The sequence below is a fragment of the Vibrio gelatinilyticus genome, assembly GCF_022836845.1.
In the GTDB taxonomy this organism is placed as follows: Bacteria; Pseudomonadota; Gammaproteobacteria; order Enterobacterales; family Vibrionaceae; genus Vibrio; species Vibrio gelatinilyticus.
In genome coordinates this window covers 47,430-69,958 of the sequence record NZ_JAJNNZ010000019.1, presented here as the reverse complement: position 1 = coordinate 69,958, position 22,529 = coordinate 47,430, and the positions used below count along the sequence as shown (strand labels likewise).

Here is a 22,529-nt window from a genome sequence, read left to right as displayed (position 1 = left end):
GCAAGCCCAGATCCCTGACAACAATGCCAAAGTAATCTCACACACATTAACCACGGCGGGTGCATTGTTTCAGGGATGACGAAGAGGAACTAATCACTCAAATATCATGGATAAATCGTCCCAATTCGGGTTCAGCCCATTGATGAGGTTTTCTTTCCACTCACGCTTCCACTTTTTCAGTTGCCTCTCCCTTAAAATAGCCGCTTGCATCGATTGGTGAACTTCGTAATAAACCAACTGATGTACGTTATATTTGCGACTAAAACCCGCGACCACACCATTTTTGTGCTGCCACACACGTCGTTGCAGATTTGAGGTAACTCCTATGTATAAAACAGCATGACTTTTAGATGCCAGAATATAAACACAAGGTTGCTTCATCGCTGAGTGCTCTTCAAATTAACGAATGATAGCCAAACGACTCTGCCGGAAACCTCATAGCTTTCTCATTTCAGGAAAAATCAAACTTAAACAATACTTCCAAGATAACAGGCGATACGTGACCTTCTCTTGGACTCGCCACTAAATTGCGTATACTGGGTCTATTGCTTTAACACAACAGAGTAGTTATGAATCAATCACTGCGCATTTGGCTTGATGCAGCAAGACCAAAGACCTTACCTTTAGCGCTCGTATCAATCGTCACGGGCAGTGCTTTGGCCTTTTCTCATGGCGCAATGTCTTGGTCTGTTGCACAGCTTGCTTTGTTGACGGCCACGCTACTGCAGATATTGTCAAACCTTGCCAACGACTACGGCGACGCGGTCAAAGGCACCGACAACGAGCAGCGTTTAGGCCCAATGCGTGCGATGCAATCTGGCGCAGTCACGCAACAAGAGATGAAAACGGCCATCATTCTCAACGTCATTTTGACTGTCGTGGCTGGGCTCGCGCTCGTTTTTCATGCTTTAGACTCGCTGCAGAGTATTCTCGCGTTCGTCGGTCTTGGCGTACTCGCCATTATTGCGGCCATTGCCTATACCGTGGGTAATAAACCCTATGGCTATGTCGGCCTTGGCGATCTCTCTGTGTTTATCTTTTTTGGCTTGCTGGGTGTTTCTGGCACCTACTTTCTGCACACCGGGCAAGTGGATATTGGCTTGTTTCTTCCTGCGGTTGGCTGTGGTTTACTGGCGGTTGCCGTGCTTAACGTCAACAACATGCGAGACATCGAAAACGACAGTGCATGTGGTAAGCGAACCATGGCGGTGCGATTAGGCCAGCAGCGCGCAAAAGGCTATCACTTCGCCCTGCTGTTTAGCGCGGTGTTCTGTTTTACCTTGTACCTAAGCTTAAACACCTCCAGTTTATGGGTCAGCTTACCCTTTCTATTGAGTCTTTTTGCTGTGATAAAACATGGTAAAGCTGTGTGGCGAACCACAACACCAGCGCAAATTGCGCCCATGATGCCCATCGTTGTGAAGTGCTCACTGGTCACCAATCTCCTTTTTTCTGGAGTGGTTATAGCTCAAACTCTTATGACATAATTGAGCCTTGTCATTGCATTGACTCATTGACCCGATATACTCGAAAGATACTAATTGTTCTCACTGCACAAAAGAGCCGCTATGGAATACAGTACTTCAGCACTATGTGATATCTATCTCGACCAAGTGGACGTTGTCGAGCCTATGTTCAGTAACTTTGGTGGCAGCGCTTCTTTCGCTGGGCAAGTCACCACCGTGAAATGCTACGAAGATAACGGCGTGATCCGCGATATCTTAGAACAAGACGGCGTTGGCCGTGTACTGCTGATTGATGGTGGTGGTTCACTGCGTAAAGCATTAATTGATGCCGAAATTGCAGCCATTGCAGAAGAGAACGAATGGGAAGGCATTGTGGTTTACGGCAGCGTGCGTGAAGTCGATGAACTCGAAGATATCAACTTAGGTATTCAAGCTTTGGCCTCTATCCCTGTTGGTGCAAACCAAAGTGATATCGGTGAAACGGACATTCCGGTCAACTTCGGTGGCGTTACCTTCCTACCAGAAGATTACCTCTATGCCGACAGTACTGGCATCATTTTGTCGCAAGAGCCTCTAGATGTGAATTTGGAACTTGATGATGAAGAAGGCGCTGAATAACAGTATATCGGTTTACAAACCGGCCCTTTGAGGTTCGGTTTGTTCTGACAACGGGTTTGTTGTAGTTACAGTCTACTCGAGTGTAATGTATTCCCGAGATTTCGGTATAAATACGTTCACAACTAGCCCTTGCTTAGCATGATTTTCTAGCACTACTTCCCCACCCAGTTTTCGCACCATAGACCTCGCTAACCCCATACCAAGCCCCGTCCCCCCTTCATTCCGATTTCGAGAGTGCTCTAATCGAACAAATGGACTGAACACGATCTCTTGCTGAGATGGAGGAATTCCTGGGCCAAAGTCTCTGATTTTTATCACCGCCGTATCATTATGATCTGTAATAGAAATCTCACACCCTTGCCCGTATTTAATCGCATTATCGATAAAATTAGTCAGCGCTCGCTTTATTGATGAATGCTGAGAGATAATACAAACGGAGCTCGACTTTATAACGATTGGCCACAAGTTCGAATTAACTTCTCGCTTAATAGCCTCCAACACTTCACCCAACTCTATCCTGCTATCAGGAGTGCTCATTTGCTCGTTTTTCAGTGCAGAAAGTGCATCTTTTACCATGTCATCAATTAGGTCGATATCGCGAATTAAGCGCTCTTGATGCTTAGTTTCATTAAGCATCTCTGCGCGCAATCGTAAGCGAGTAATTGGCGTTTTTAGATCATGAGACATCGCAGAAAAAATGGTTTCTCTCTCTTGCAAATAGCCTTGAATCTTCGATTGAAGTTGGTTAAACATAGAGGCAACATCTTTCAGCTCTGAAGAGCCCTTTTCTGGTAAAGGGGCATGGTAAATATCTTGCGACAAATTCTGAGCTGCCACTTGGATAGCAAGCAAAGGTTTAGTTTGATAATGCACCATAATGGCACCAATAATTGCGACTCCAGTCAGTATAAATAGCAAGTAAATGATGTCGTGCCTGTCTACAAATGAAATGTTCATAAAATCGGATATAGGTAACATGGTGGCCACATAGAGCCACTGTCCATCATCAAACCGAATTTGAATGACCGTTATCGGGCTATCTAAAGGGGCAAGCACAAGCCTCCCCGACCATCGAGTCGGAAGATCAGACAATTTAGTGCTGTCTTTATGGACCGTTAACGTTTCGGCAGTAGTGAAATTGATATGAATATTTTTTGGATCATAAGCTTGACCAAGAATTTCAATAAAATTGTCCTTGGCAATCTGCTTGTCTTTTCTTGGTGGTAGTTCTTCTTGCTTCAAATAGTCATTGTTGATACTGACATAGAATCGAGCCCCACCCATTTGTCGCAATTGATTCAGAACCACATGCCGATAAGACGTTGGGAGTTCTTCAAAAAACTCAATGGTCGACAATATGCGATACGCTAAGTTTTCCGTCACCTGATTAACAAGTGAGTAGTGTTTTTGATTCTCTTGATCTCGCCAAATGATATAGCTCAGCGTTTGAGTCAATGTGACGCCAATAAGCAAGGTCAATAAAATGCGGCTGCGATGACTGGTAAAGCGTTTCATGTATTAGCCATAGCTTTGATACTTGACCTTCACGTTGGCACACAGCAAGTAACCAACGCCTCGAACGGTTTGGATCAGCTTCGGTTGCTTCACGTCCACTTCAAGCCGTTGACGCAGACGGGAAATCTGTACATCAAGACTCCGCTCGTACGGTGAATGCTCATGACCACGGGTTTTGTCATACAGAACGTCCCGAGAGAGCTCTTGATTGGGGAACGCCAGTAATGTCACCATCAAATGAAAATCCTGACTGCTTAGTACGAACGTATCACCATTGGTGTGGTTTAGCTGTCGATTCGCGTGATTGAGTGTCCAGTGTTCGAAGTGGCTAAGTTTATTTTGTTCATGCGTGATGACACTGCTAACGGGCACTGCTGTTTCAGCATTTATCGACCTTTTCTCCGAGCGCCTTAACAGAGCTTTAATTTTGGCGAGCAACACTCTAGGGTTAAACGGCTTCGCCATATAGTCATCAGCCCCCATTTCTAACCCTACAATACGGCTAATATCATCGCCATTAGCGGTTAACATTAGCATTGGGATACCGTGAGTAACAGAGAGGCGGCGACAGATAGAATAACCATCTTCCCCAGGAAGCATCAGATCTAAGATTATAAGGTCAATATCTTCGGTACCAATAACATGATCAAGCTGTTGTGCATTTTCCGCACTGGACACAACAAAATTCTGATCTTGCAGGTACTCTACAAGCAGCTCTTGAATATCAGGGTCATCATCCACCACCACGATGTGCTTAAATCCCATAAAATTTCGATTTCCATATCGGTATTAATTGAATAAGCAAAGAAATTTGCAACACCCGTTTCACAAGTGTATTACAAACCAAAATACCGCGTTGATCTATCACTTGTCGCCAAGGTTGTGTGAAGTATCACCAAAACAACAAAGAGCACTTGTGGTGGCACTTTCCAATAACAGAATAAAAAGGGGCTCACTCATAGTGAACCTTTTCCAACAATACCTTACGTTCACTAGACCACCTCGATTTAAAGCAACATATCGAAGGTAAATCATGCTTCACATTGAGGTAAAGTGCCGATTTTACACGACTGACAATATCAGCGGTCAATCGGCACTGATTGAATAACCTGCAACTTTCGCAAAGAGCGTTAAAGCGATTTCGTGGATGCAAGATTAAGTCGGTCTTGAGATTGAGGATCAAAGAAAACCGCTTTCTTCAAGTCGAAAAACAGTTCATGTGCTCGACTGGCGGTTACCTCACTTTCTGGAGACACTCGAGCGATAATTTCCGTTTCGTTTACAGACGTTGTTATAAGGAGATCAGCACCTGTCGGTTCGGTGACTTCGATGTCACACAAAACTGCTGGCAATTGCTGTGGATCGGCCAGAATATGTTCTGGACGGATCCCCATGATAATCTCTCGTCCCACCCAATCAGAGTAATCGGTCCCATTTGGCAACGATAGAGAGTAGCTTGCCTGCTGAGAAGCTGTGAGTTCAATAACAAATTCACCCAAGTCATTGCGAGAAATGGTTGTCGAAATAAAATTCATGGCTGGTGATCCCATAAACCCAGCTACAAACATATTCACTGGTCGACTGTAGATTTCAGCAGGCGTACCTAATTGAAGTAAATGTCCATCTTTCATGACTGCGATTCGATCAGCTAACGTCATCGCCTCTACTTGGTCGTGCGTGACATAGACTGTGGTGGTATTGAGTCGCTTGTGGAGTTTTTTGATTTCCGTACGCATTTGCACACGTAACTTGGCATCTAAATTACTTAGCGGTTCATCAAACAAGTACACTTTAGGTTCACGCGCTAGTGCTCGCCCCATTGCAACGCGCTGACGTTGCCCTCCTGACAGCGCGGCTGGCTTTCGCTCTAAGAGATGCTCTATTTTTAACAGCCTTGCGACTCGTTTAACTTCTTTGTCTATCTCATCTTTTGGTCGCTTACGGATTTCAAGAGCAAAAGCAATGTTCTGGTACACCGTCATACTGGGGTAAAGCGCGTAGGATTGAAAGACCATCGCAATATCACGGTCCTTTGGTGCAAGGTTGGTAACGTCTTTATTTGCCATTCTGATTTGTCCATCAGAAATATCCTCAAGCCCTGCGATGGTGTTCATCAACGTCGACTTACCACAACCAGAAGGCCCGACTAAAGCCAAAAACTCACCGTTATCAATTTGAATGTCGATATTGTGTAAGGCTTTGAAGTCACCATAGTGCTTAGACACCTTACTAATATGAAGTTCAGCCATAATTGTTATCCTTTAACTGCGCCAGCAACAAGGCCGCGCAAGAAGTATTTTCCTGAAATGATATAAACCAAAATCGTTGGTAACCCCGCAATCATTGCGGCAGCCATATCGACGTTGTATTCCTTAACACCGGTGCTGGTATTCACCAAATTATTCAGTGCAACCGTGATCGGTTGAGAGGTTGGACCTGAATAGATGACCCCGAAAAGGAAGTCATTCCAGATGTTAGTAAACTCCCAAATAACGGTCACGATGATAATCGGCGTTGAAAGCGGTAAAATGATTTTGAAGAAAGTTTGAAAGAAGCTCGCACCATCAAGTTTCGCAGCAGAGATCAGCTCCGTAGGAATACCCACGTAGTAATTTCGGTAAAACAAAGTTGTAAATGGGATCCCATAAACAGTGTGTACCAGAATAAGGCCTGGCACTGAGTTTGCGAGCCCCAAAAAACCCAATGTTTGCGCCATCGGTAGTAATATCGCTTGAAATGGGATAAAGCAGCCAAGAAGCATTAGCGCAAAGAACGCTTCGCTACCTTTAAACTGCCACTTCGAGAGAATATAGCCATTGATGGCACCAATCGCTGAGGCCAAAAACACTGCAGGCAAAGTGATCACCATTGAGTTAATGAAATACCCTTTTACACCGTCGCAATTGAGTCCCGTACAAGCCTCTCCCCAAGCCTTAATCCAAGGTTCGGCCGTTGGCGATTTGGGCGGCATCAGCAGATTACCTCCCCGTATCTCACTGAGGTCTTTGAATGAGTTCACCAACATGACAAACAAAGGTAACAAGAAATACGCCGCAAACAACCCAAGCACCGCATAAACAAACACACGACTGATGTGCTTTCTAGCATTGAAAACTAGACCATTTGCCGATGACATAGCGTTCATTTTTTACTCCTTAATTCACTGTAAAGGTAAGGAATGAGGAGCGCCAGGAACCCCATTAATGTCAACATCGCACTGGCTGTACCTAGGCCAATTTGGCTGCGCGAGAAAGTATAGGTGTACATAAAAGTAGCAGGCAGATCGCTAGAATATCCAGGGCCACCGGCGGTCAAAACCATCACCAAATCGAAGCTCTTTATCGCTAGATGAGACAAAATAATAAACGCACTAAAATAGATAGGTCTTAAAATGGGAAGGATGATGCGCCAATAGATTCTAACCGTACTTGCGCCATCAATCTGTGCCGCCTTTATGATGGAACTATCGACACCACGAAGTCCGGCTAGCATTAATGCCATAACAAACCCGGAAGCTTGCCAAACAGCGGCAATGACTAAAGTATAAACCACCATATTGGGATCAATAATCCAGTCAAAGGTGAACGATTCAAACCCTAAACTGCGCATCACGCTTTGGATGCCAATATCGGGATTAAGTATCCACTTCCAGGCGGTACCCGTAACAATCAAAGACAATGCCATCGGATACAGGTATATGGTTCTTAGCGTACCTTCAAAACGGATCTTTTGATCCAAGAACACCGCCAGTAATGTGCCGACAATCATGCAGATGATGATAAACAAGAAGCCAAACACGATTAAATTGGTGTAAGCAACGCTCCAACGATCTAAAGCAAATAGCTTTTCGTAATTGGCGAATCCAACAAAGTTATAGTTGGGAAGCATTTTTGACTTGGTAAACGACAGCACCGCCGACCAAATAATGAACCCATAGATAAATACAACGGTTATTACCATCGTGGGGGCGAGTAGCAATTTGGGCAGCGCCGATTGCAACTGATTCATAACGTCGTATTTCGGTTTTTCTTCAGGGCGTGAGAATTGTTCTATTTGTGTGTTCATATGCGACCAGTCAACCCATGATAATTCAGTGGAACTAATGAGCGATAGAAGAGGACTTCAAAGAATGAGCAGTTGGCTTACACCAACTGCTCAATGACGCTAAAGTGCAGACGCGATAGCAGAGGCTAGCTTTTCAGTTGCTTGCTCGGCAGTTTGCTCGTTGTTATTGAAGAAATTGGTCACAGCGTCATACACCGCACCACTCACCTCTGGCTGCATCGCCATGGCATGCGAGAAGCTTGGCATTAACGTTTTGTTTATAGACGCCGCTTTAAAATCGCTCATGGACAGTTTTGCACAACTATCAAAGCGCTCTAGAGAGACATCAGGACGAACCGGAATAGAGCCCTTTCTCAAGTTAAACTCTTCTTGGAAATCTTTCGAAAGAAGCAATTTCGCCAAGGTTTTTTGCGCGTCAATGTTGTCTTTACTTTGGTTATTGAACATCATGAACGCATCGACATTAAAGGTAAATGAATCGGTTGTACCCGGTACGGCTGCACAGACATAATCTTCGCCAGGAACTTTGCCTGCTGCGGTGAATTCACCTTTAGCCCAGTCACCCATGATCTGTACCGCCGCCTTACCTTCGATAATTTGCGCGGTTGCTAGGTTCCAGTCACGGCCCGGCATTCCTGAATCCATATACGATTTTAGTTTTTTAAAGCGCTCGAAAGCTTGGGTCATTTCATCCGATTTAAGAGCATCCTGATCGAGTTCAATAAAGGCTTTCTGATACCACTGCGTACCACCGGTACCAAGCGCGATCTGCTCAAAGACAGTTGCATCTTGCCAATCCTGACCACCGTGAGAGAAGCCGATATAGCCCGCTTTGGTAGCGTTATCCATAAACGCAAAAAAACCATCCCAGTCGGTTGGTACTTTGCCACCATTGACTTCATCTAAGATGGCCTTGTTGATCCACATCCAGTTGATTCGGTGTACATTGACTGGCACTGCGACATAGTGACCTTCGTATTTGTGGATATCGGCGATATTTTCAGGAAGCAATGCATTCCACTTGCCCGCTTTGGCGACTTCATCCATATTGGCCAGAACGTCTAGTTCTCCCCAATTTTGGATCTCCGGACCGGCAATCATTGATGACGAAGGTGGGTTGCCCGAAATAACACGCGATTTCAGTACCGTCATCGCAGTTTCTCCACCGCCACCAGCAACGGCAAAATCAGTCCACGAGTGCCCCTCTTCACTCATCATTTTTTGGAGCACTTTCAGTGACGCAGCCTCGCCGCCAGAAGTCCAATAATGCAGAACTTCTACTTCACCAGCGTGTACGGGGAACGAGAGTGCAGCCATAATTGCGGATGTCAGACTTAATGTTTTGATGGTATTTTTTGGGGTAGCATGTTTCACGGGTATTCCTCCTGAATGATGTTCGATTTTGCCAATTCCTTTGTAATGCTTGTAATCTATGGATGTTATTGGCAAACCTCACCTACGATGTCGACTCCTGATTTGAAGCGAATTATCCGTACTGCAGGTGATACATATATTAATGTGGGGGAAAGGGGATTGGATGTCACTTTCTGCCGTGTAACGTTTTGTACACGACAAATTCATATGTACAAAATGTTACCTAACCGTACTTTTACACGCGGTCATGACCGACATCGCGCGATCAAAAAAGGCGAGAAAATATCTCGCCTTTATCGCTTTATTAGCCGGTAACTAACGCTTAGTCATTACCAAACAAGTCACGGGTATACACTTTGTCTTTCACATCTTCCAGTTCAGCGAGCATGCGGTTAGAGATGATCACATCCGCTTCTTGTTTAAACGCATCCACATCCTTGATAACACGAGAATGGAAAAACGTGTCTTCCTCTAGTACTGGCTCATAGACAATGACTTCAACGCCTTTGGCTTTCAGGCGCTTCATGATGCCTTGAATACTGGAAGCGCGGAAGTTATCCGAACCTGATTTCATGATCAAACGATAGACACCGACGACTCTAGGTTCGCGTTTTAAAATCGCTTCGGCGATAAAGTCTTTACGAGTCCGGTTAGCATCAACAATCGCACCAATGATGTTATTAGGTACATCCTGGTAGTTCGCCAAAAGTTGCTTGGTGTCTTTTGGCAGGCAGTAGCCACCATAGCCAAACGATGGATTGCAGTAATGACCACCAATTCGCGGGTCAAGTGCCACGCCTTCGATGATTTGACGAGAGTCCAAACCGTGCGCTTCTGCGTACGAGTCCAGCTCATTAAAATACGCCACACGCATTGCAAGGTAGGTATTTGAGAACAGCTTCACCGCTTCGGCTTCGGTCGATTCGGTAAACAACACATCGATGTCTTCCTTTATCGCTCCTTCCACCAGCATATCGGCAAAGACTTTCGCTCGCTCACTGCGCTCACCAATGATAATGCGCGACGGGTGTAAATTATCATACAGTGCGCTGCCTTCGCGCAAAAACTCTGGCGAGAAAAATACATTGTCCGTGCCAAGCTCTTGGCTCACACGTTCGGTATAACCCACAGGCACGGTAGACTTAATCACAATTGCCGCACTGGGGTTAATGGCCATCACCTCTTTGATCACCGCTTCGACAGACTTGGTGTTGAAGTAGTTCGATTGCGGATCGTAATCAGTTGGTGTGGCCACGATGACGTAATCAGCACCTTGATACGCCGCCTCTTTATCCAGAGTGGCGGTAAAATTAAGATCATCACGCTGAAGGAACGCTTCAATCTCTTTATCCACAATCGGAGACTGCTTGTTACACAGCATCTCGACCTTTTCAGCGATGATGTCTACCGCCACCACCTCATGGTTTTGAGACAATAACATGGCATTCGATAAACCAACGTAACCGGTACCAGCAACTGCAATTTTCATATTCGATTCCAATTCTATTCGTGCGATTACAACAACCCTAATCATAGGCTTAACGTGCAATCTGTGCCCAAAAGTAACTGGTTGCAATTGTCTCGGCACAACGTCACTGCGTCAAGTGACGATTTGTCATTGTTACATTACAGTTCAAGAAAGCACGGGCGCTCACTACTCAACTATTTTGCCCTCAAACCCTCTGCGCATTAACATCTCTTTAAGTTCACGTTTGCTGCTGGGCTCGCCATGGATAAGGTGTAATTGCGTTATTGGCGCTCGAATGGCTTCAACAAAGCGGAGTAAGTCCTCTTGCCCAGCGTGCGCAGAATACCCAGACAGCTGATGCACTTGGGCGTTTACATTCACGGGCACCTGATCAATCCAAACCGTTGTCTTGCCATCTTGTATGTCTCTTCCCAGTGTCCCGTTTGCTTGATAGCCGGCAAAAATCACATCCGTACGCCCATCGGGGAGCAACGCTTTCAAATAGTCCATAACGCGCCCTCCCTGGCACATTCCAGACGCAGCAATAATGATCGCTGGCTCTGCCGAGCCTTGCAGACGATTGACTATTTTCTTGTGTTGAGAATACGAATCGACGGTAATGCATTGCTTAAAGTTCAACGGGTGACGTCTGGCATCGAGGCGCTTTTTCGCTTCATTTCCCCACAACTTTTTAAAACGCCGATAGGACTTTGTTACTCGCAATGCTAACGGTGAATCCAAGATTATAGGTAAGCGATCATCGAGGTGATGCTTGGCAATCAACTGTTCAATATCAAACAGCAGCTCTTGAGTTCGGCCAACACTAAAAGCAGGGATAATGATTGCGCCGCCATCTTGTAAACTACGTTTGATGATAGTAAGCAGGCGCTCACTTCGAGACGCGATGTCTTGATGATTGCTATCACCGTAGGTGGACTCTACAAATAAATAGTCGGCACGCATCGGCGCCACAGGATCGGGCAGCAAAGGCGTATCATTCGGCCCAAGGTCCCCTGAGAAGACGGCCATTTCTTGATTTGGCAGTTTAAACTCCACATACGCCGAACCCAAAATGTGCCCAGCATGATGAAAGCGCCCATAGGTAAAGTAACCACTGACTTTGCTTTTGATTGGAAACCAAACATTATAATCTACGGCCTGAATTCGTTTACGCACAAGCTCAATGATTCTCGATTGCTGACCTCGATTGAAACCCAACTGCAATTTTAACCCATCTTCTAGCATCAGTGGCACCAGTTCAGCCGTGGCTTTCGTACAGTAAATGGGCCCAGAAAAGCCCGCTGCCAGCAGCCATGGCAGACGACCTATATGGTCAATATGGGAGTGAGTAAGTACTAACGCAGCAATGTGCTGAATCGGAAAGGTAATATTAAGTGCCGACAATGCTTTATTCGGTGCATCTTCCCCCTGAAACAGACCGCAATCAACCAACACGGCATCGCGACCGATTTTTAGCTCATGACAAGAGCCCGTGACCGTCCCTTTGCCTCCGTGATGAATCACAGCAACCTTATCGTTTAATTGCATCTCTTCGTCCTTGCAACAGCCTTACGCCAACTCATTGGCTCACATAAACATAGACCTATACTGGCCTAGCCAGGTCGACTTTTCCCCTGTGCCAGCAAAGCTCGTGAATCTCATCACGAAACCTCCAACTTATTCCCCCATTCCTCTATTCTCCCATTCCTCTATTCTCCCATTCCTCTATTCTCCCATTCCTCTATTCCTCTATTCCTCTATTCCTCTATTCCTCTATTCCTCTATTCCTCTATTCCTCTATTCCTCTATTCCTCTATTCCTCTATTCCTCTATTCATACATTTGCATAAACGCCCGTTTTTTTCCAAACCTAAAGCAAATAACAAGGTAGCCCAATCAAGCACGGCAACCTTGCACGTCCAAAATGTTGACTATCAGATTTACTGTTTTTCGCGCTTGGTCGCCTGTAATTGATGAGAATTAGCAAGCAGTCACAAAGTGATCGGCGATCCCTGCTAATGAGCAAACTATCAGAATGGTGTAACACACCAGAAAACAAACAATGAGTTCAATCAATTGAACCAGACTATAAAGCGTTTATTCGCAAGGAACAGCATGAATAATAAGACACAATTAGCAGTTGGGATCTTGTTTGCTTTGGCTCCGGTGATGGCCACAGCATCCAACAATATGATTGAAGCGCGTGGCGCTGCAATGGGCAACACGGGAGTGGCGTCGGCCGACTACCTTACAGCAGGCCTGTACAACCCGGCTTTAACCGCCAGTTTCAAAGATAACGACGATGTCGGTTTGCTATTACCAGCGTTTGGGATGGAGTATCGCGACAGTGACGATACCGTCTCTACACTGGATGATCTGCAAAAAGCCATCGACGACTACGAAAGCGCCTTCAGCGATCCACTTGGCAAGCTTGATGACATCAACCGCCTTCTTGATGATCTTGAAGGCAACAAACCAACCACGGTTAGCGCCAGCTTAGGGTTTGCCGTTGCACTGCCCTCTGAGCTGGTTTCAAGTAACCTGTATTCGCGCGGTTATGCCGAAGCCATCGCAGCACCCATCATCGCGCCTTACAATGCCACAGACAACCCAATCAACGATATTGAAAATCGTTACCAGAACTCCAGCGTTGCGCTTCAAGCCTTCGCCTACGCTGAATTTGGCCTGGCATTGGGCAAGTCTTTTAACATCGCGAAACAAGACATCGCGTTTGGCATCACGCCGAAATTTCAGCAGCTCAGAACTTACTACCTCAACGCTTCCGTTGCCGATTTTGATGTAGAGAATGTCGATGACAGCCTAACAGAGAAGAATGCGTTTAACTTCGATTTGGGCGCCTCCTGGAGCCTGGATGCGTGGCGCGTTGGCCTGACCCTGCGTGATTTGATCGCTCAAGAAGTGGATGTGAATGACCATAATGGCGTAAAGAAAGACACCTATAAACTCAACCCAATGGTCACCGTGGGCGCGGCTTATAATGGCTCCCTTATTAGCGCAGCGGTCGATCTAGAGCTGACGAAAAACGAACGATTTGCTTCTATTGCTGACGAAACGCAGTTCCTGCGTTTTGGGGTAGAAGGCAACGCATGGGGCTGGGCACAATTGCGCGCTGGTTATGAAATCGACCTGCAAGAGACTGCAGACAGTGCGATAACAGCCGGTATTGGCATCAGCCCATTCGATGTGGTGAGCTTCGACATCGCCGCGAACTACGCTGGCAGCAATCAAGTAGGAGCCGCCGCTAATTTAGCGTTTACGTTCTAAGTTTATGATCTGAGTTTAAATAGAACTCAGCCGCGCAAATTTCATTCGCGCTAGAAGTAAAAAGCCCACTTCACAATGAAGTGGGCTTGTTATGAGCATTAAAGCTAGCGCTCTAGATACCACCTAAGAGCTCACAGTTTGCTCCTGCGCTTCGCTGGTCGGCGCGGTTTTCTGAAGTTCAACGTCACTTTGAGCTTGAGGTATGTCGCTCACAGGGACGACTGACCCATCATTCACAGGCGTTTCAACTGCCGGTGCAGATTCAACAGCGTCATCAACCACAGACAACGCCGCTGGCTGCTCTTGATTAGGTGACGTCAACATCGCGGCTTTCACGGCCTTAACTTCAAGAAGCTCAGCTTCCAGCGCTTTCTTTTCTTGAGTTAGAGTCTTTGATTGAACAGAGAATGTTTGAACATCTTGCTGCCAATCTTGCTTCACCTTTTCAAGTTCCACCGCCAACGATTGCCATTTCTGTTGATCACTTTGCGACGTTTTAACCATCGCCTGCTCGATCAGTTTTGCGTGATCTTTTAGTGTCTCGTTTCTAAAGTCCCCTGCGGCCGACGCCGTTGCAATGCCGTGCAGTGCTTGCTCTAGGTTAAGGATATAACGCTCATATTGCTTTTCAGGCAGAGCTTTAAGCTCGCGTACCTGCGTGACGATCTTTTCCGCTCGCTGCAGGGCAAACTCAACGGCATCAGCACGTTGTTGTATTTCGTCATGTTGGCGCGGAGAACCCTGAATAAACGCCTTAGCTTGCATCAATGCAGCTTCAGAACGAGCCATGACCAATGGAGCATCGCTGGCAAATTGCTGCTGCTTTTGCTTTTTGAATGTTTCCTGAGGCTCACCAAGATAGTGCTTAGTGACCGATTTCGCCTCCAGCTTATGTTGGCTCTTCTCTAGGGAAACCAGTTTATCATTATCCACTTCTGCGTTATTGGCGACATGGTCAACCACTTGCTTTAGCTGCTTTTCAACACGTCTGAAATCATTTGGGTAGATAGCCGAAGCGTTCACCTTGTGCAAATACTCGCGGTTTTCAAACGCCACTGCCATCACGGTCAACACGCGCTGCTTCGTATTTTCAGCACTTTTGTACGCCATCTCGAAGACATTAAGTGACGCTATCATTTCCTGGCCATAAGTCTGACTAGAGAACAGTCCGGACTCGTTGATGTTCTTCGGATCATGTTCAAACTCCGAGTATGCGTCACGGGCTTCTTTGAGTGCTTCTGTCATCGATGCATAAGCTTGGGTGGCAAACCACTGCAACTCTTCGTCGCTGTGCTGCTTAACCGCCGTATCTAATCTGGCTTTAAGCTCATCAAACAGCTCTAGCTGAACATTGGTGGTAACGGTTTGTTGCGATTCATCTGACGATGTGGACGCACAGCCAATTAGACTGGTTGCCAATGCAAGGCAGGCTAGCGTCTTGATAGGTTTTTGCATTTTCTATCCTTAGAATTATTATTTAATAGTCACTCAAGCGCTTATCAACGCAAATTTATTGAGCTGTGCCATTTTATACTTAACTCTTTATTTTAAAAAGAGATTAGCCCAACAATTACATACGAAAAATCAATAAAATCGAAAAACACAAAGACCAACAAACAAAACATTCACCAAATGAATAACCACCCTGAAAACGCGTCATTATATGAATCTAATACCATTTATGAGCGATACTCTCAGCCGTAATTTGATCAAGGTCAATTTTCAAACGTGCGCGTTAGGCAGCAGGCGCAAAATACGATAAGTTAACAATATGGCAACATTGGTTAACATGGTACCGTTCGTAGTCGACATTTCATTTTCAAGAATCGAGTCATGGAGGACTTGTTTATGGCGCAGACATCACTGGCAATCTATCTCAAAGTTGGCAATCACAGCCTGCCTTTAGCAAACGCCCCAGCACTGACAGAACAGGAGTGTTTAGAAGCGTGGAATAACGCCACCAGCGCAAAAAAAGAAACGTCTTATACCTTAGTGCAAACTGAATCCGGTGAGCACTTTGATGCGAAGTTAATTGATATGGCCGTGGTGACCGACCTATTGCACCAATGGGATCTGGTGGATGACATGATGATGCTCGATACCCAAGATTTGGATGTGTACTGGTAAGCTCCGCAGACCACAAACGTCAAACGAAAAAGGGTCGAAGACAGCTGTCTTCGACCCTTTTTCTTCTATTGAGGCTGGTGAAACTTTGGCTCAATGTCTAATTAATCAATAAATAATTTGAGACCTATTCCAAGTTTTACGCACTGTGTTTTTAAGCCCTGGTGATCTTTGGCGTAATACCAATAAGAGAACAAGAACTAAGGATGGTTAAGCCAATGACACTGACTTTAAAATACGCATTTTTCCGCCAAAAGAATGCCATTACTGGCCGCATGATCGAGTTAGCATTTATCCTTATGGCGTTTTCAAGCATTGCCACGCTGCTCACGGCCGAAAACCTCCTACTCACCTTTGCCGCTTTAACGACAGCACTGTGTTGTTTTGGTGCCTTCTCTTTATTTAGCTCTGCAGAAAAGGTCCGTCGCGTTATTTCTCAGCCACGTGACTAATTAAGGAAAAATATCAAACAATCTTTGACAGATAACCACCTAAAATAAGAGGTTGGTCAATATGTTGCATGTAAAACATGATCTTGGTTCATAATATGCTTCATCTTGACTATAAAGAACGCTAGAATACCTCAGCCAAATTATTAAATTTATAAAAACTATCAAGGCTAGGCTAGGATGCTTTATCTTCTCACTTTTACGTTCTTCTCTGCGTTTATCGTCTTATCGATCTGCCGCAAAATGGCTCCAAAATTAGGTTTAATGGATAAACCCAATGCGCGGAAACATCACCAAGGCTCTGTACCACTCGTGGGTGGCATTGCGATATGTATAACAGTGACTTTATCCGTCGTACTGTTTCAACTTCCAATCAAACATCAACCCTTGTTTTTAACCTCTATCGGTGCGCTGACTGTATTAGGGGCGCTTGATGACAAGTTTGACGTCTGCTTTAAAGTCAGACTGGTAATTCAAGCTCTTCTGTCTGTCGCAATGATGTACTTCGGCGGCTTAGAGCTATCGACATTAGGCAATCTATTTGGTTTGGGCGCTGTCGAACTAGGTGGGTTTGCCTATGTTATTACCGTATTTGCGGTCATTGGTGCTATTAATGCCTTTAACATGGTCGACGGTATCGATGGTCTTCTTGGCGGGCTTTCAATCGTCACCTTTGCTGCATTGGCCTGGTTACTGTCTTCAAATGACCATCACACCTTATCCGATATTTGCTTGTTGTTTATTAGCGCTGCATTGCCCTACATTCTCATGAACTTGGGGTTAGTGGGTAAAAAAAGAAAAGTGTTCATGGGCGATGCTGGCAGTATGATGATTGGGTTTACGGTAATTTGGCTACTTTTAAGTGCCAGCCAAGATGCCAGTGAGCCACTGATGCGCCCAATTACAGCCCTTTGGTTGATCGCCCTTCCACTGATGGATATGGCCGCCATCATGATCCGCCGTATTCGTCGTGGCGATTCGCCTTTCAAGCCCGACCGAGAGCACTTACATCATATATGTCAAAGACTTGGGCTCAGCTCTCGTCAGACGTTACTGGCCATTTGCAGCCTGGCTTCACTTCTCACGGCATTTGGGCTTTATGGTGAAGTGGCTCAACTTTCAGAGGCCTTCATGTTTTACTCTTTTGTAGTGTGCTTTGTCGCGTACACTTACTGCTTGTCACATATTTGGAAAATCACCAAGTTTGTCCGAAAACGAGTAGGAAAAGAGGAAAAGTTGGCCGTTCAAAACTCTTAACCCAACGTTTTTTCATATTCCCCAATATAAACCAGCGCGTGCAGCTATAGCCGTCAAAGCTAAAGTCAGCGCGCTGAACTCGTCACATCGGTAAACGCATCTGATGGAAATCTTGACGAAAATCACTCGTTGAAAGCCAGCAGCATTTTTGTTTTGAGCCTAATTGCTTTATTATCGAACAAGCAGTATTCATCACTACAAGGTCTCAGGGTGTTCATTTCAATAACCGAACTCACATTCCATTTCTTCTTTTCTTTTGCGTCCCTGTTTTTGCTCCGTAAAGTTGCGCTTCATATCGGTTTGGTGGATAAGCCTAACGCAAGAAAACATCACGACGGTGCCATCCCACTGGTGGGCGGTATTTCGATTTGCATCTCGCTGTTGTTCTTTTTAATCAACAATCCCATGATCATCCCTCATGTAGAGCTTTATGCGCTATGTATTGTCATTCTTGTTTCGGTAGGAGCGCTCGACGACAAATTTGATGTCAGTTATAAGCTTCGTTTTCTTATACAGGCCGGGCTTTCAGTTGGAATGATGTATCTAGCCGGAATTAAGCTGCATACACTAGGCTACTTATTTGATCCTGTTGAACTAACCCTTGGGCCTGCGGGCTACGTAGTGACGATTTTTGCCGTGATCGGGGCGATTAACGCTTTTAATATGGTAGACGGAATTGACGGGCTATTAGGAATTCTTTCTACAGTGACCTTCTCTGGGCTAGGCTTACTGGTCATGCTTGACTGGCAATTGAATATTGCTTATCTCTGCTTAGTGATTGTCGTTATCATGCTGCCGTACATCCTATTTAATCTAGGGTTATTCGGACAAAAGAGAAAGGTCTTTATGGGCGACGCGGGCAGTATGTTGATTGGATTTACCGTCATTTGGCTTTTGTTGCTTTCAAGTCAAAACGAAGGCCCTTCGCCACTGCGCCCAGTGACGGCTTTGTGGCTCATTGCGGTGCCTTTAATGGACATGGCTGCTATCATGATACGACGTGTCAGGCGTGGCGACTCACCGTTCAAACCCGACAGAGAGCATCTCCACCACATATTTCAGCGATTAGGCCTAAACACTAAGCAAACGCTAGTGGCTATCGCGCTCATTGCTATCGCATATGCTGGTTTTGGGGTATATGGGGAATTGGCAGAGATACCTGAGTACATCATGTTATACAGTTTTATTATCTGCTTTGTATTGTACTGCGTGATACTTAGCTATATCTGGGTGATTTCAGCAAAGGTGAGGAAGTGGTTGGGTGTGGAGAAAGGGGTTAGTGAAGAATAACTCTGGCTCGGAAACAGCTGAACATCGCCGTCATATAAGGCTTACACGAAGCTTACTTTTTAATAGGTTCAAACACATCTGTCTGGACCTTGCAAAAGCTTATGCGCGACCGTCCGCTCTAATGCGAGAGTTGTCCTCACAAAATGCGGTATCAAGCGACCAATGCATGACCTCTACCCCCTAGTGAGAAAGAGTCGCTTCAAGCGAATTCATAGCACCTCTGCCTCTGCAGCCCTAATATATCAACGATATTCATGAGGTTTCCCTGAAGCCCTATTCGTGTGAAGCGCCTAGCGCAGCCCTGTGTTTTTTAGAATGAGTATAGAGACTTGTCGTACGCCAAAATAAACTGGCGCACGGTATTGAAGGCGATAAGGCTAGGCTAGTTTCACCGCAGCAGCGATATGTTCAGCCCACTTTTGGGCCGCGTCGTTGCTCTTTGCTTCGACCATAACGCGAATAAGCGGTTCTGTACCTGATTTGCGTAGCAATACGCGCCCTTCCGGTGAAGGAGTTGCACAGCCCAAGGCTTGTTCTGCATCCGCAACACTTTGTTGCACTGACTTTTGCTCGAGTGGTTGACTCTCTCCACTATAACGCACGTTCACTAGGACTTGAGGTAGCATTGGCATTTCACTCGCAAGCTGTGCCAGAGAGACTTTTTCAGCCTGTATGACAGCTAAGACTTGGAGCGCAGCTACAATCGCGTCACCCGTTGTTACTTTATCGCGACAAATCACATGCCCAGAGTTTTCGCCCCCAAGCCACCAGTTGTTGGCCAACATATGCTCCATGACGTAACGATCACCAACATTCGCTCGAATGAACGGAATGCCCAACTTTCCAAGAGCAAGCTCAAGCCCCATATTAGACATCAGCGTACCCACAACGCCACCTTGCAGTGTACCGTTTTTAAGTGCTTGCTTGGCAAGAATAAACAGGATTTGGTCACCGTCGATAACCGTGCCGTTGTTATCCACTAACATAATACGATCACTGTCACCGTCTAGACCGATGCCTATATCAGCACCTAGATCAACAACAGTTTTCTGCAATAATTTTAGGTCGGTCGCACCACACTGCTCATTGATGTTTAATCCATTGGGTTTATCACCAATGGAAATTACGTCTGCACCCAGTTCTTTAAAAACAGCTGGAGCAATTTGATAAGCCGCACCATGTGCGGAATCGACTACCAGCTTTGAGCCTTCGAGCGTTAATTCTGAAGGGAACGTACCTTTGCAAAATTCAATATAGCGCCCTGCTGCATCATCCATTCTTCTTGCTTTGCCAAGCTTATCCGACGGCACGCATTCGATTTCTTTATCAAGCTCAGCTTCAATCGCCAACTCTATCTCATCAGATAGCTTTTCACCGGTTTCAGAAAAGAACTTAATACCGTTATCGTAATAAGGATTATGTGACGCACTAATCACCACGCCCGCTTCCGCGCGAAACGTCTTCGTTAAGTAAGCAACCGCGGGGGTTGGGATAGGCCCTGTCATTACCGCGTTTACGCCAGCAGCAGAAAAGCCCGCCTCCAGTGCCGATTCCAACATGTAGCCAGAAATACGCGTATCTTTACCGATGATCACTTTTTTTGTACCCATACGTGAGAGTACGCGCCCGGCCGCCCAGCCTAGTTTTAATGCAAAGTCAGGTGTGATTGGGTAAGTACCCACTTTTCCGCGCACACCGTCGGTGCCGAAATATTTTCTTGTCATGATCATTCCTTACAAGCCAACAAACGAAAAAATTGTCTCTGTTATTTTTTTATTTTCACTGGTCGTTGCCAGTGTGTTTTGATAGTGGATTTAGAGCGAGTTAATACTAACTCTTGCTCAGCAACCGATTTGGCTACGGTTGTGCCAGCTGCAATGGTTGCGCCATTAGCAATCTCAACCGGAGCGATTAACTGACTATCGGAGCCAACAAACACATCATCACCAATCACGGTTTTATGTTTATTCGCTCCGTCGTAGTTGCACGTGATAGCACCCGCACCAACATTCACACGCCTGCCGATATCGGCATCGCCGAGATAACTTAAGTGATTGGCTTTTGAGCCTTCACCCAACTGGACATTTTTGATTTCCACAAAGTTACCCACATGCGCATCATTACTTAATACCGTTCCTGGACGTACGCGAGAAAACGGACCAATAGTACACTGCTGCCCAATGGTTGCACCTTCTATCACTGAATAAGGACGAACGATTGTATTGGCCTCTACGTAACAATCTTTTAGCACAGTGCCAGCACCGATCGTCACGTTATCACCAAGCGTCACGTGCCCCTCGATAATGACATTGATGTCGATCTCTACGTCCATGCCACATTTCAACGTGCCACGTAAATCAAAGCGTTGTGGGTCACGGATCATCACCCCTTGCTTAAGAAGCGTTTCAGCTTGTGTAACTTGATAGATACGCTCCAACTCCGCAAGCTGTACTCGGTTATTCACTCCTTCGACTTCACTTCTGCATTGTGGATGCACCGCTTCAATCGCGCCTCCCTCTTGATGTGCAATACAGATAATGTCGGTGAGGTAATATTCCCCTTGAGCATTATCATTGGTAAGCTTGGATAACCAACGCTTTAGATCGGCCCCATTGGCCACCAAAACACCCGTATTTATCTCGCCAATGCGCTTTTGCTCATCGTTGGCATCTTTCTCTTCAACAATCGCCACAACAGGGCCATTTTCGCGAATAATGCGGCCGTATCCTGTTGGGTTTTCGACGGCGACGGTGAGCAAGGCTATTCCACCATTTGGTTGAGCACTTAACAGGTTTTGCAAGGTCTGTGGCGCAATGAGCGGTACGTCACCATACAGCACCACTACGTTCTCATCGTCACCGAGGGAAGGCGCCGCTTGCAATACAGCGTGGCCAGTGCCTAGTTGATCCGCTTGTTCAATCCAATTCAGTGGCAAATCTGCCAACCCGGATTTAAGCGTATCCCCTCCATGCCCATAGACGAGGTGTAACGATTGTGCCTGAAGCGACTGACAAGCATTGATGACATGCTCTACCATAGGTTTGCCACCTAAGGTATGAAGTACTTTGGGTAAATGTGAATACATCCTTGTGCCTTTACCTGCTGCAAGGATAACTGCGCTAAAATTCATAGGATTGTTTAAACCGAGGTGGTTGTTATTGCCATTTATGGAATAAAAGTGATGGAATGGAAAATATGATTTGAATTAGGATTTTAAAAAAGCGGCCGAGATTTTTGCTGTCTCGGGCTTAAATGGGCCTTCCTTAATTTCTAGCATTAATGCTTTGTCAGAAATGCACTCCACACTATGGATATCAAGAGGATCAATTTCAATCGCTTTACAAGCTTGACCTTCACCAACAAACAAACGCTTAATCTCTTTACCGGTTGATGCATAGAAAATAACTTCAACAATACCCTGAATTACCACGAACATTTCCCACTGATGGGGAAGCTCATGGTAATGAGGCTCAACATAGCTCCCTTTTGTAAGAGATATAAACAGACGTTGCACCTTTTCATTAAAGTCACCATGTAAATTTAAGTGTGCCCTTTTACGATAGCTGCTGCTTGCTTTATCCTCGAGGTTGTTTAGATATTGATGATCAAAGACTCTCAT

Annotated in this window: 20 protein-coding genes and 1 pseudogene; 7 read left to right on the top strand and 14 right to left on the bottom strand. The window is 45.6% G+C overall.

The window, feature by feature from the left end; translation table 11 throughout:
• Positions 1-93: 93 nt before the first annotated feature.
• Complete coding sequence (locus LNL84_RS17735; protein WP_244359041.1) at positions 94-381, bottom strand: GIY-YIG nuclease family protein; 288 nt, start codon at positions 379-381, stop codon at positions 94-96.
• A gap of 188 nt (positions 382-569) precedes the next feature.
• On the opposite strand from LNL84_RS17735, the gene LNL84_RS17730 reads away from it, so the two are divergent.
• Together LNL84_RS17730 and rraA are read left to right on the top strand one after the other, a co-directional pair.
• Positions 570-1,487 carry a 1,4-dihydroxy-2-naphthoate polyprenyltransferase gene (locus tag LNL84_RS17730; RefSeq protein ID WP_244359040.1) on the top strand — a complete coding sequence of 306 codons (918 nt, stop codon included), beginning with the start codon at positions 570-572 and terminating at the stop codon, positions 1,485-1,487.
• An 81-nt stretch (positions 1,488-1,568) separates the two neighbouring features.
• Positions 1,569-2,084: a ribonuclease E activity regulator RraA gene (rraA, locus tag LNL84_RS17725; protein WP_244359039.1), complete on the top strand. Its 516-nt coding sequence runs from the start codon at positions 1,569-1,571 to the stop codon at positions 2,082-2,084.
• 72 nt (positions 2,085-2,156) lie between these two features.
• Here the strand turns inward: rraA and LNL84_RS17720 are convergent, their stop codons facing one another.
• The 8 genes from LNL84_RS17720 to LNL84_RS17685 all read right to left on the bottom strand — a co-directional run bounded on the left by LNL84_RS17720 (position 2,157) and on the right by LNL84_RS17685 (position 12,054).
• The gene (locus tag LNL84_RS17720) at positions 2,157-3,599 is read right to left on the bottom strand and encodes an ATP-binding protein (protein WP_244359038.1); all 1,443 of its coding nucleotides are present in this window, start codon (positions 3,597-3,599) and stop codon (positions 2,157-2,159) included.
• Between the two features lie 3 nt (positions 3,600-3,602).
• Complete coding sequence (locus LNL84_RS17715; RefSeq protein WP_244359037.1) at positions 3,603-4,364, bottom strand: response regulator; 762 nt, start codon at positions 4,362-4,364, stop codon at positions 3,603-3,605.
• 365 nt (positions 4,365-4,729) lie between these two features.
• Positions 4,730-5,848 carry an ABC transporter ATP-binding protein gene (locus LNL84_RS17710; RefSeq protein ID WP_244359036.1) on the bottom strand — a complete coding sequence of 373 codons (1,119 nt, stop codon included), beginning with the start codon at positions 5,846-5,848 and terminating at the stop codon, positions 4,730-4,732.
• A gap of 5 nt (positions 5,849-5,853) precedes the next feature.
• The gene (locus tag LNL84_RS17705) at positions 5,854-6,735 is read right to left on the bottom strand and encodes a carbohydrate ABC transporter permease (RefSeq protein ID WP_244359044.1); all 882 of its coding nucleotides are present in this window, start codon (positions 6,733-6,735) and stop codon (positions 5,854-5,856) included.
• A 5-nt stretch (positions 6,736-6,740) separates the two neighbouring features.
• The gene (locus tag LNL84_RS17700) at positions 6,741-7,664 is read right to left on the bottom strand and encodes a carbohydrate ABC transporter permease (protein ID WP_244359035.1); all 924 of its coding nucleotides are present in this window, start codon (positions 7,662-7,664) and stop codon (positions 6,741-6,743) included.
• 99 nt (positions 7,665-7,763) lie between these two features.
• Positions 7,764-8,981: an ABC transporter substrate-binding protein gene (locus LNL84_RS17695; RefSeq protein ID WP_244359043.1), complete on the bottom strand. Its 1,218-nt coding sequence runs from the start codon at positions 8,979-8,981 to the stop codon at positions 7,764-7,766.
• 379 nt (positions 8,982-9,360) lie between these two features.
• A complete protein-coding gene (locus LNL84_RS17690) occupies positions 9,361-10,527 on the bottom strand; it encodes a nucleotide sugar dehydrogenase (protein ID WP_244359034.1) in 1,167 nt (388 codons plus the stop codon).
• A 165-nt stretch (positions 10,528-10,692) separates the two neighbouring features.
• Entirely contained in the window at positions 10,693-12,054 is a 1,362-nt protein-coding gene (locus LNL84_RS17685; RefSeq protein ID WP_244359033.1) for an MBL fold metallo-hydrolase RNA specificity domain-containing protein, read from the bottom strand.
• A gap of 566 nt (positions 12,055-12,620) precedes the next feature.
• On the opposite strand from LNL84_RS17685, the gene LNL84_RS17680 reads away from it, so the two are divergent.
• The gene (locus tag LNL84_RS17680; protein ID WP_244359032.1) at positions 12,621-13,790 is read left to right on the top strand and encodes a conjugal transfer protein TraF; all 1,170 of its coding nucleotides are present in this window, start codon (positions 12,621-12,623) and stop codon (positions 13,788-13,790) included.
• 123 nt (positions 13,791-13,913) lie between these two features.
• Here LNL84_RS17680 and LNL84_RS17675 read toward each other — a convergent pair whose 3' ends face one another.
• Entirely contained in the window at positions 13,914-15,245 is a 1,332-nt protein-coding gene (locus LNL84_RS17675; RefSeq protein WP_244359031.1) for a hypothetical protein, read from the bottom strand.
• Between the two features lie 393 nt (positions 15,246-15,638).
• Between LNL84_RS17675 and LNL84_RS17670 the strand changes: the two genes are divergently transcribed.
• The 4 genes from LNL84_RS17670 to wecA (LNL84_RS17655) all read left to right on the top strand — a co-directional run bounded on the left by LNL84_RS17670 (position 15,639) and on the right by wecA (LNL84_RS17655) (position 18,910).
• Positions 15,639-15,917, top strand: a complete 279-nt coding sequence (locus LNL84_RS17670; protein ID WP_244359030.1) for a hypothetical protein — start codon at positions 15,639-15,641, stop codon at positions 15,915-15,917.
• A 215-nt stretch (positions 15,918-16,132) separates the two neighbouring features.
• The gene (locus tag LNL84_RS17665; protein WP_244359029.1) at positions 16,133-16,366 is read left to right on the top strand and encodes a hypothetical protein; all 234 of its coding nucleotides are present in this window, start codon (positions 16,133-16,135) and stop codon (positions 16,364-16,366) included.
• A 177-nt stretch (positions 16,367-16,543) separates the two neighbouring features.
• On the top strand, positions 16,544-17,620 hold the full coding sequence (gene wecA, locus LNL84_RS17660) for a UDP-N-acetylglucosamine--undecaprenyl-phosphate N-acetylglucosaminephosphotransferase (RefSeq protein WP_244359028.1): 1,077 nt from the start codon (positions 16,544-16,546) through the stop codon (positions 17,618-17,620).
• 210 nt (positions 17,621-17,830) lie between these two features.
• Entirely contained in the window at positions 17,831-18,910 is a 1,080-nt protein-coding gene (gene wecA / locus LNL84_RS17655; protein WP_244359027.1) for a UDP-N-acetylglucosamine--undecaprenyl-phosphate N-acetylglucosaminephosphotransferase, read from the top strand.
• Between the two features lie 102 nt (positions 18,911-19,012).
• Here wecA (LNL84_RS17655) and LNL84_RS19840 read toward each other — a convergent pair.
• The 4 genes and pseudogenes from LNL84_RS19840 to LNL84_RS17640 all read right to left on the bottom strand — a co-directional run.
• Positions 19,013-19,126: pseudogene (locus tag LNL84_RS19840) on the bottom strand (ISAs1 family transposase); the annotation flags it as partial.
• 161 nt (positions 19,127-19,287) lie between these two features.
• Positions 19,288-20,634, bottom strand: coding sequence for a phosphoglucosamine mutase (gene glmM / locus LNL84_RS17650; RefSeq protein WP_425244332.1), 1,347 nt, complete (start codon positions 20,632-20,634; stop codon positions 19,288-19,290).
• A gap of 41 nt (positions 20,635-20,675) precedes the next feature.
• The gene (gene glmU, locus LNL84_RS17645) at positions 20,676-22,040 is read right to left on the bottom strand and encodes a bifunctional UDP-N-acetylglucosamine diphosphorylase/glucosamine-1-phosphate N-acetyltransferase GlmU (protein WP_244359025.1); all 1,365 of its coding nucleotides are present in this window, start codon (positions 22,038-22,040) and stop codon (positions 20,676-20,678) included.
• Positions 22,041-22,115: 75 nt separating this feature from the next.
• Entirely contained in the window at positions 22,116-22,529 is a 414-nt protein-coding gene (locus LNL84_RS17640; RefSeq protein WP_244359024.1) for a WbuC family cupin fold metalloprotein, read from the bottom strand.

Coding starts and splice junctions, on each gene's coding strand:
- LNL84_RS17735 (WP_244359041.1), bottom strand. CDS start 381: ATGAAGCAACCTTGTGTTTATATTCTGGCATCTAAAAGTCATGCTGTT.
- LNL84_RS17730 (WP_244359040.1), top strand. CDS start 570: ATGAATCAATCACTGCGCATTTGGCTTGATGCAGCAAGACCAAAGACC.
- rraA (WP_244359039.1), top strand. CDS start 1,569: ATGGAATACAGTACTTCAGCACTATGTGATATCTATCTCGACCAAGTG.
- LNL84_RS17720 (WP_244359038.1), bottom strand. CDS start 3,599: ATGAAACGCTTTACCAGTCATCGCAGCCGCATTTTATTGACCTTGCTT.
- LNL84_RS17715 (WP_244359037.1), bottom strand. CDS start 4,364: ATGGGATTTAAGCACATCGTGGTGGTGGATGATGACCCTGATATTCAA.
- LNL84_RS17710 (WP_244359036.1), bottom strand. CDS start 5,848: ATGGCTGAACTTCATATTAGTAAGGTGTCTAAGCACTATGGTGACTTC.
- LNL84_RS17705 (WP_244359044.1), bottom strand. CDS start 6,735: ATGTCATCGGCAAATGGTCTAGTTTTCAATGCTAGAAAGCACATCAGT.
- LNL84_RS17700 (WP_244359035.1), bottom strand. CDS start 7,664: ATGAACACACAAATAGAACAATTCTCACGCCCTGAAGAAAAACCGAAA.
- LNL84_RS17695 (WP_244359043.1), bottom strand. CDS start 8,981: ATGGCTGCACTCTCGTTCCCCGTACACGCTGGTGAAGTAGAAGTTCTG.
- LNL84_RS17690 (WP_244359034.1), bottom strand. CDS start 10,527: ATGAAAATTGCAGTTGCTGGTACCGGTTACGTTGGTTTATCGAATGCC.
- LNL84_RS17685 (WP_244359033.1), bottom strand. CDS start 12,054: ATGCAATTAAACGATAAGGTTGCTGTGATTCATCACGGAGGCAAAGGG.
- LNL84_RS17680 (WP_244359032.1), top strand. CDS start 12,621: ATGAATAATAAGACACAATTAGCAGTTGGGATCTTGTTTGCTTTGGCT.
- LNL84_RS17675 (WP_244359031.1), bottom strand. CDS start 15,245: ATGCAAAAACCTATCAAGACGCTAGCCTGCCTTGCATTGGCAACCAGT.
- LNL84_RS17670 (WP_244359030.1), top strand. CDS start 15,639: ATGGCGCAGACATCACTGGCAATCTATCTCAAAGTTGGCAATCACAGC.
- LNL84_RS17665 (WP_244359029.1), top strand. CDS start 16,133: ATGACACTGACTTTAAAATACGCATTTTTCCGCCAAAAGAATGCCATT.
- wecA (WP_244359028.1), top strand. CDS start 16,544: ATGCTTTATCTTCTCACTTTTACGTTCTTCTCTGCGTTTATCGTCTTA.
- glmM (WP_425244332.1), bottom strand. CDS start 20,634: ATGACAAGAAAATATTTCGGCACCGACGGTGTGCGCGGAAAAGTGGGT.
- glmU (WP_244359025.1), bottom strand. CDS start 22,040: ATGAATTTTAGCGCAGTTATCCTTGCAGCAGGTAAAGGCACAAGGATG.
- LNL84_RS17640 (WP_244359024.1), bottom strand. CDS start 22,529: ATGAGAGTCTTTGATCATCAATATCTAAACAACCTCGAGGATAAAGCA.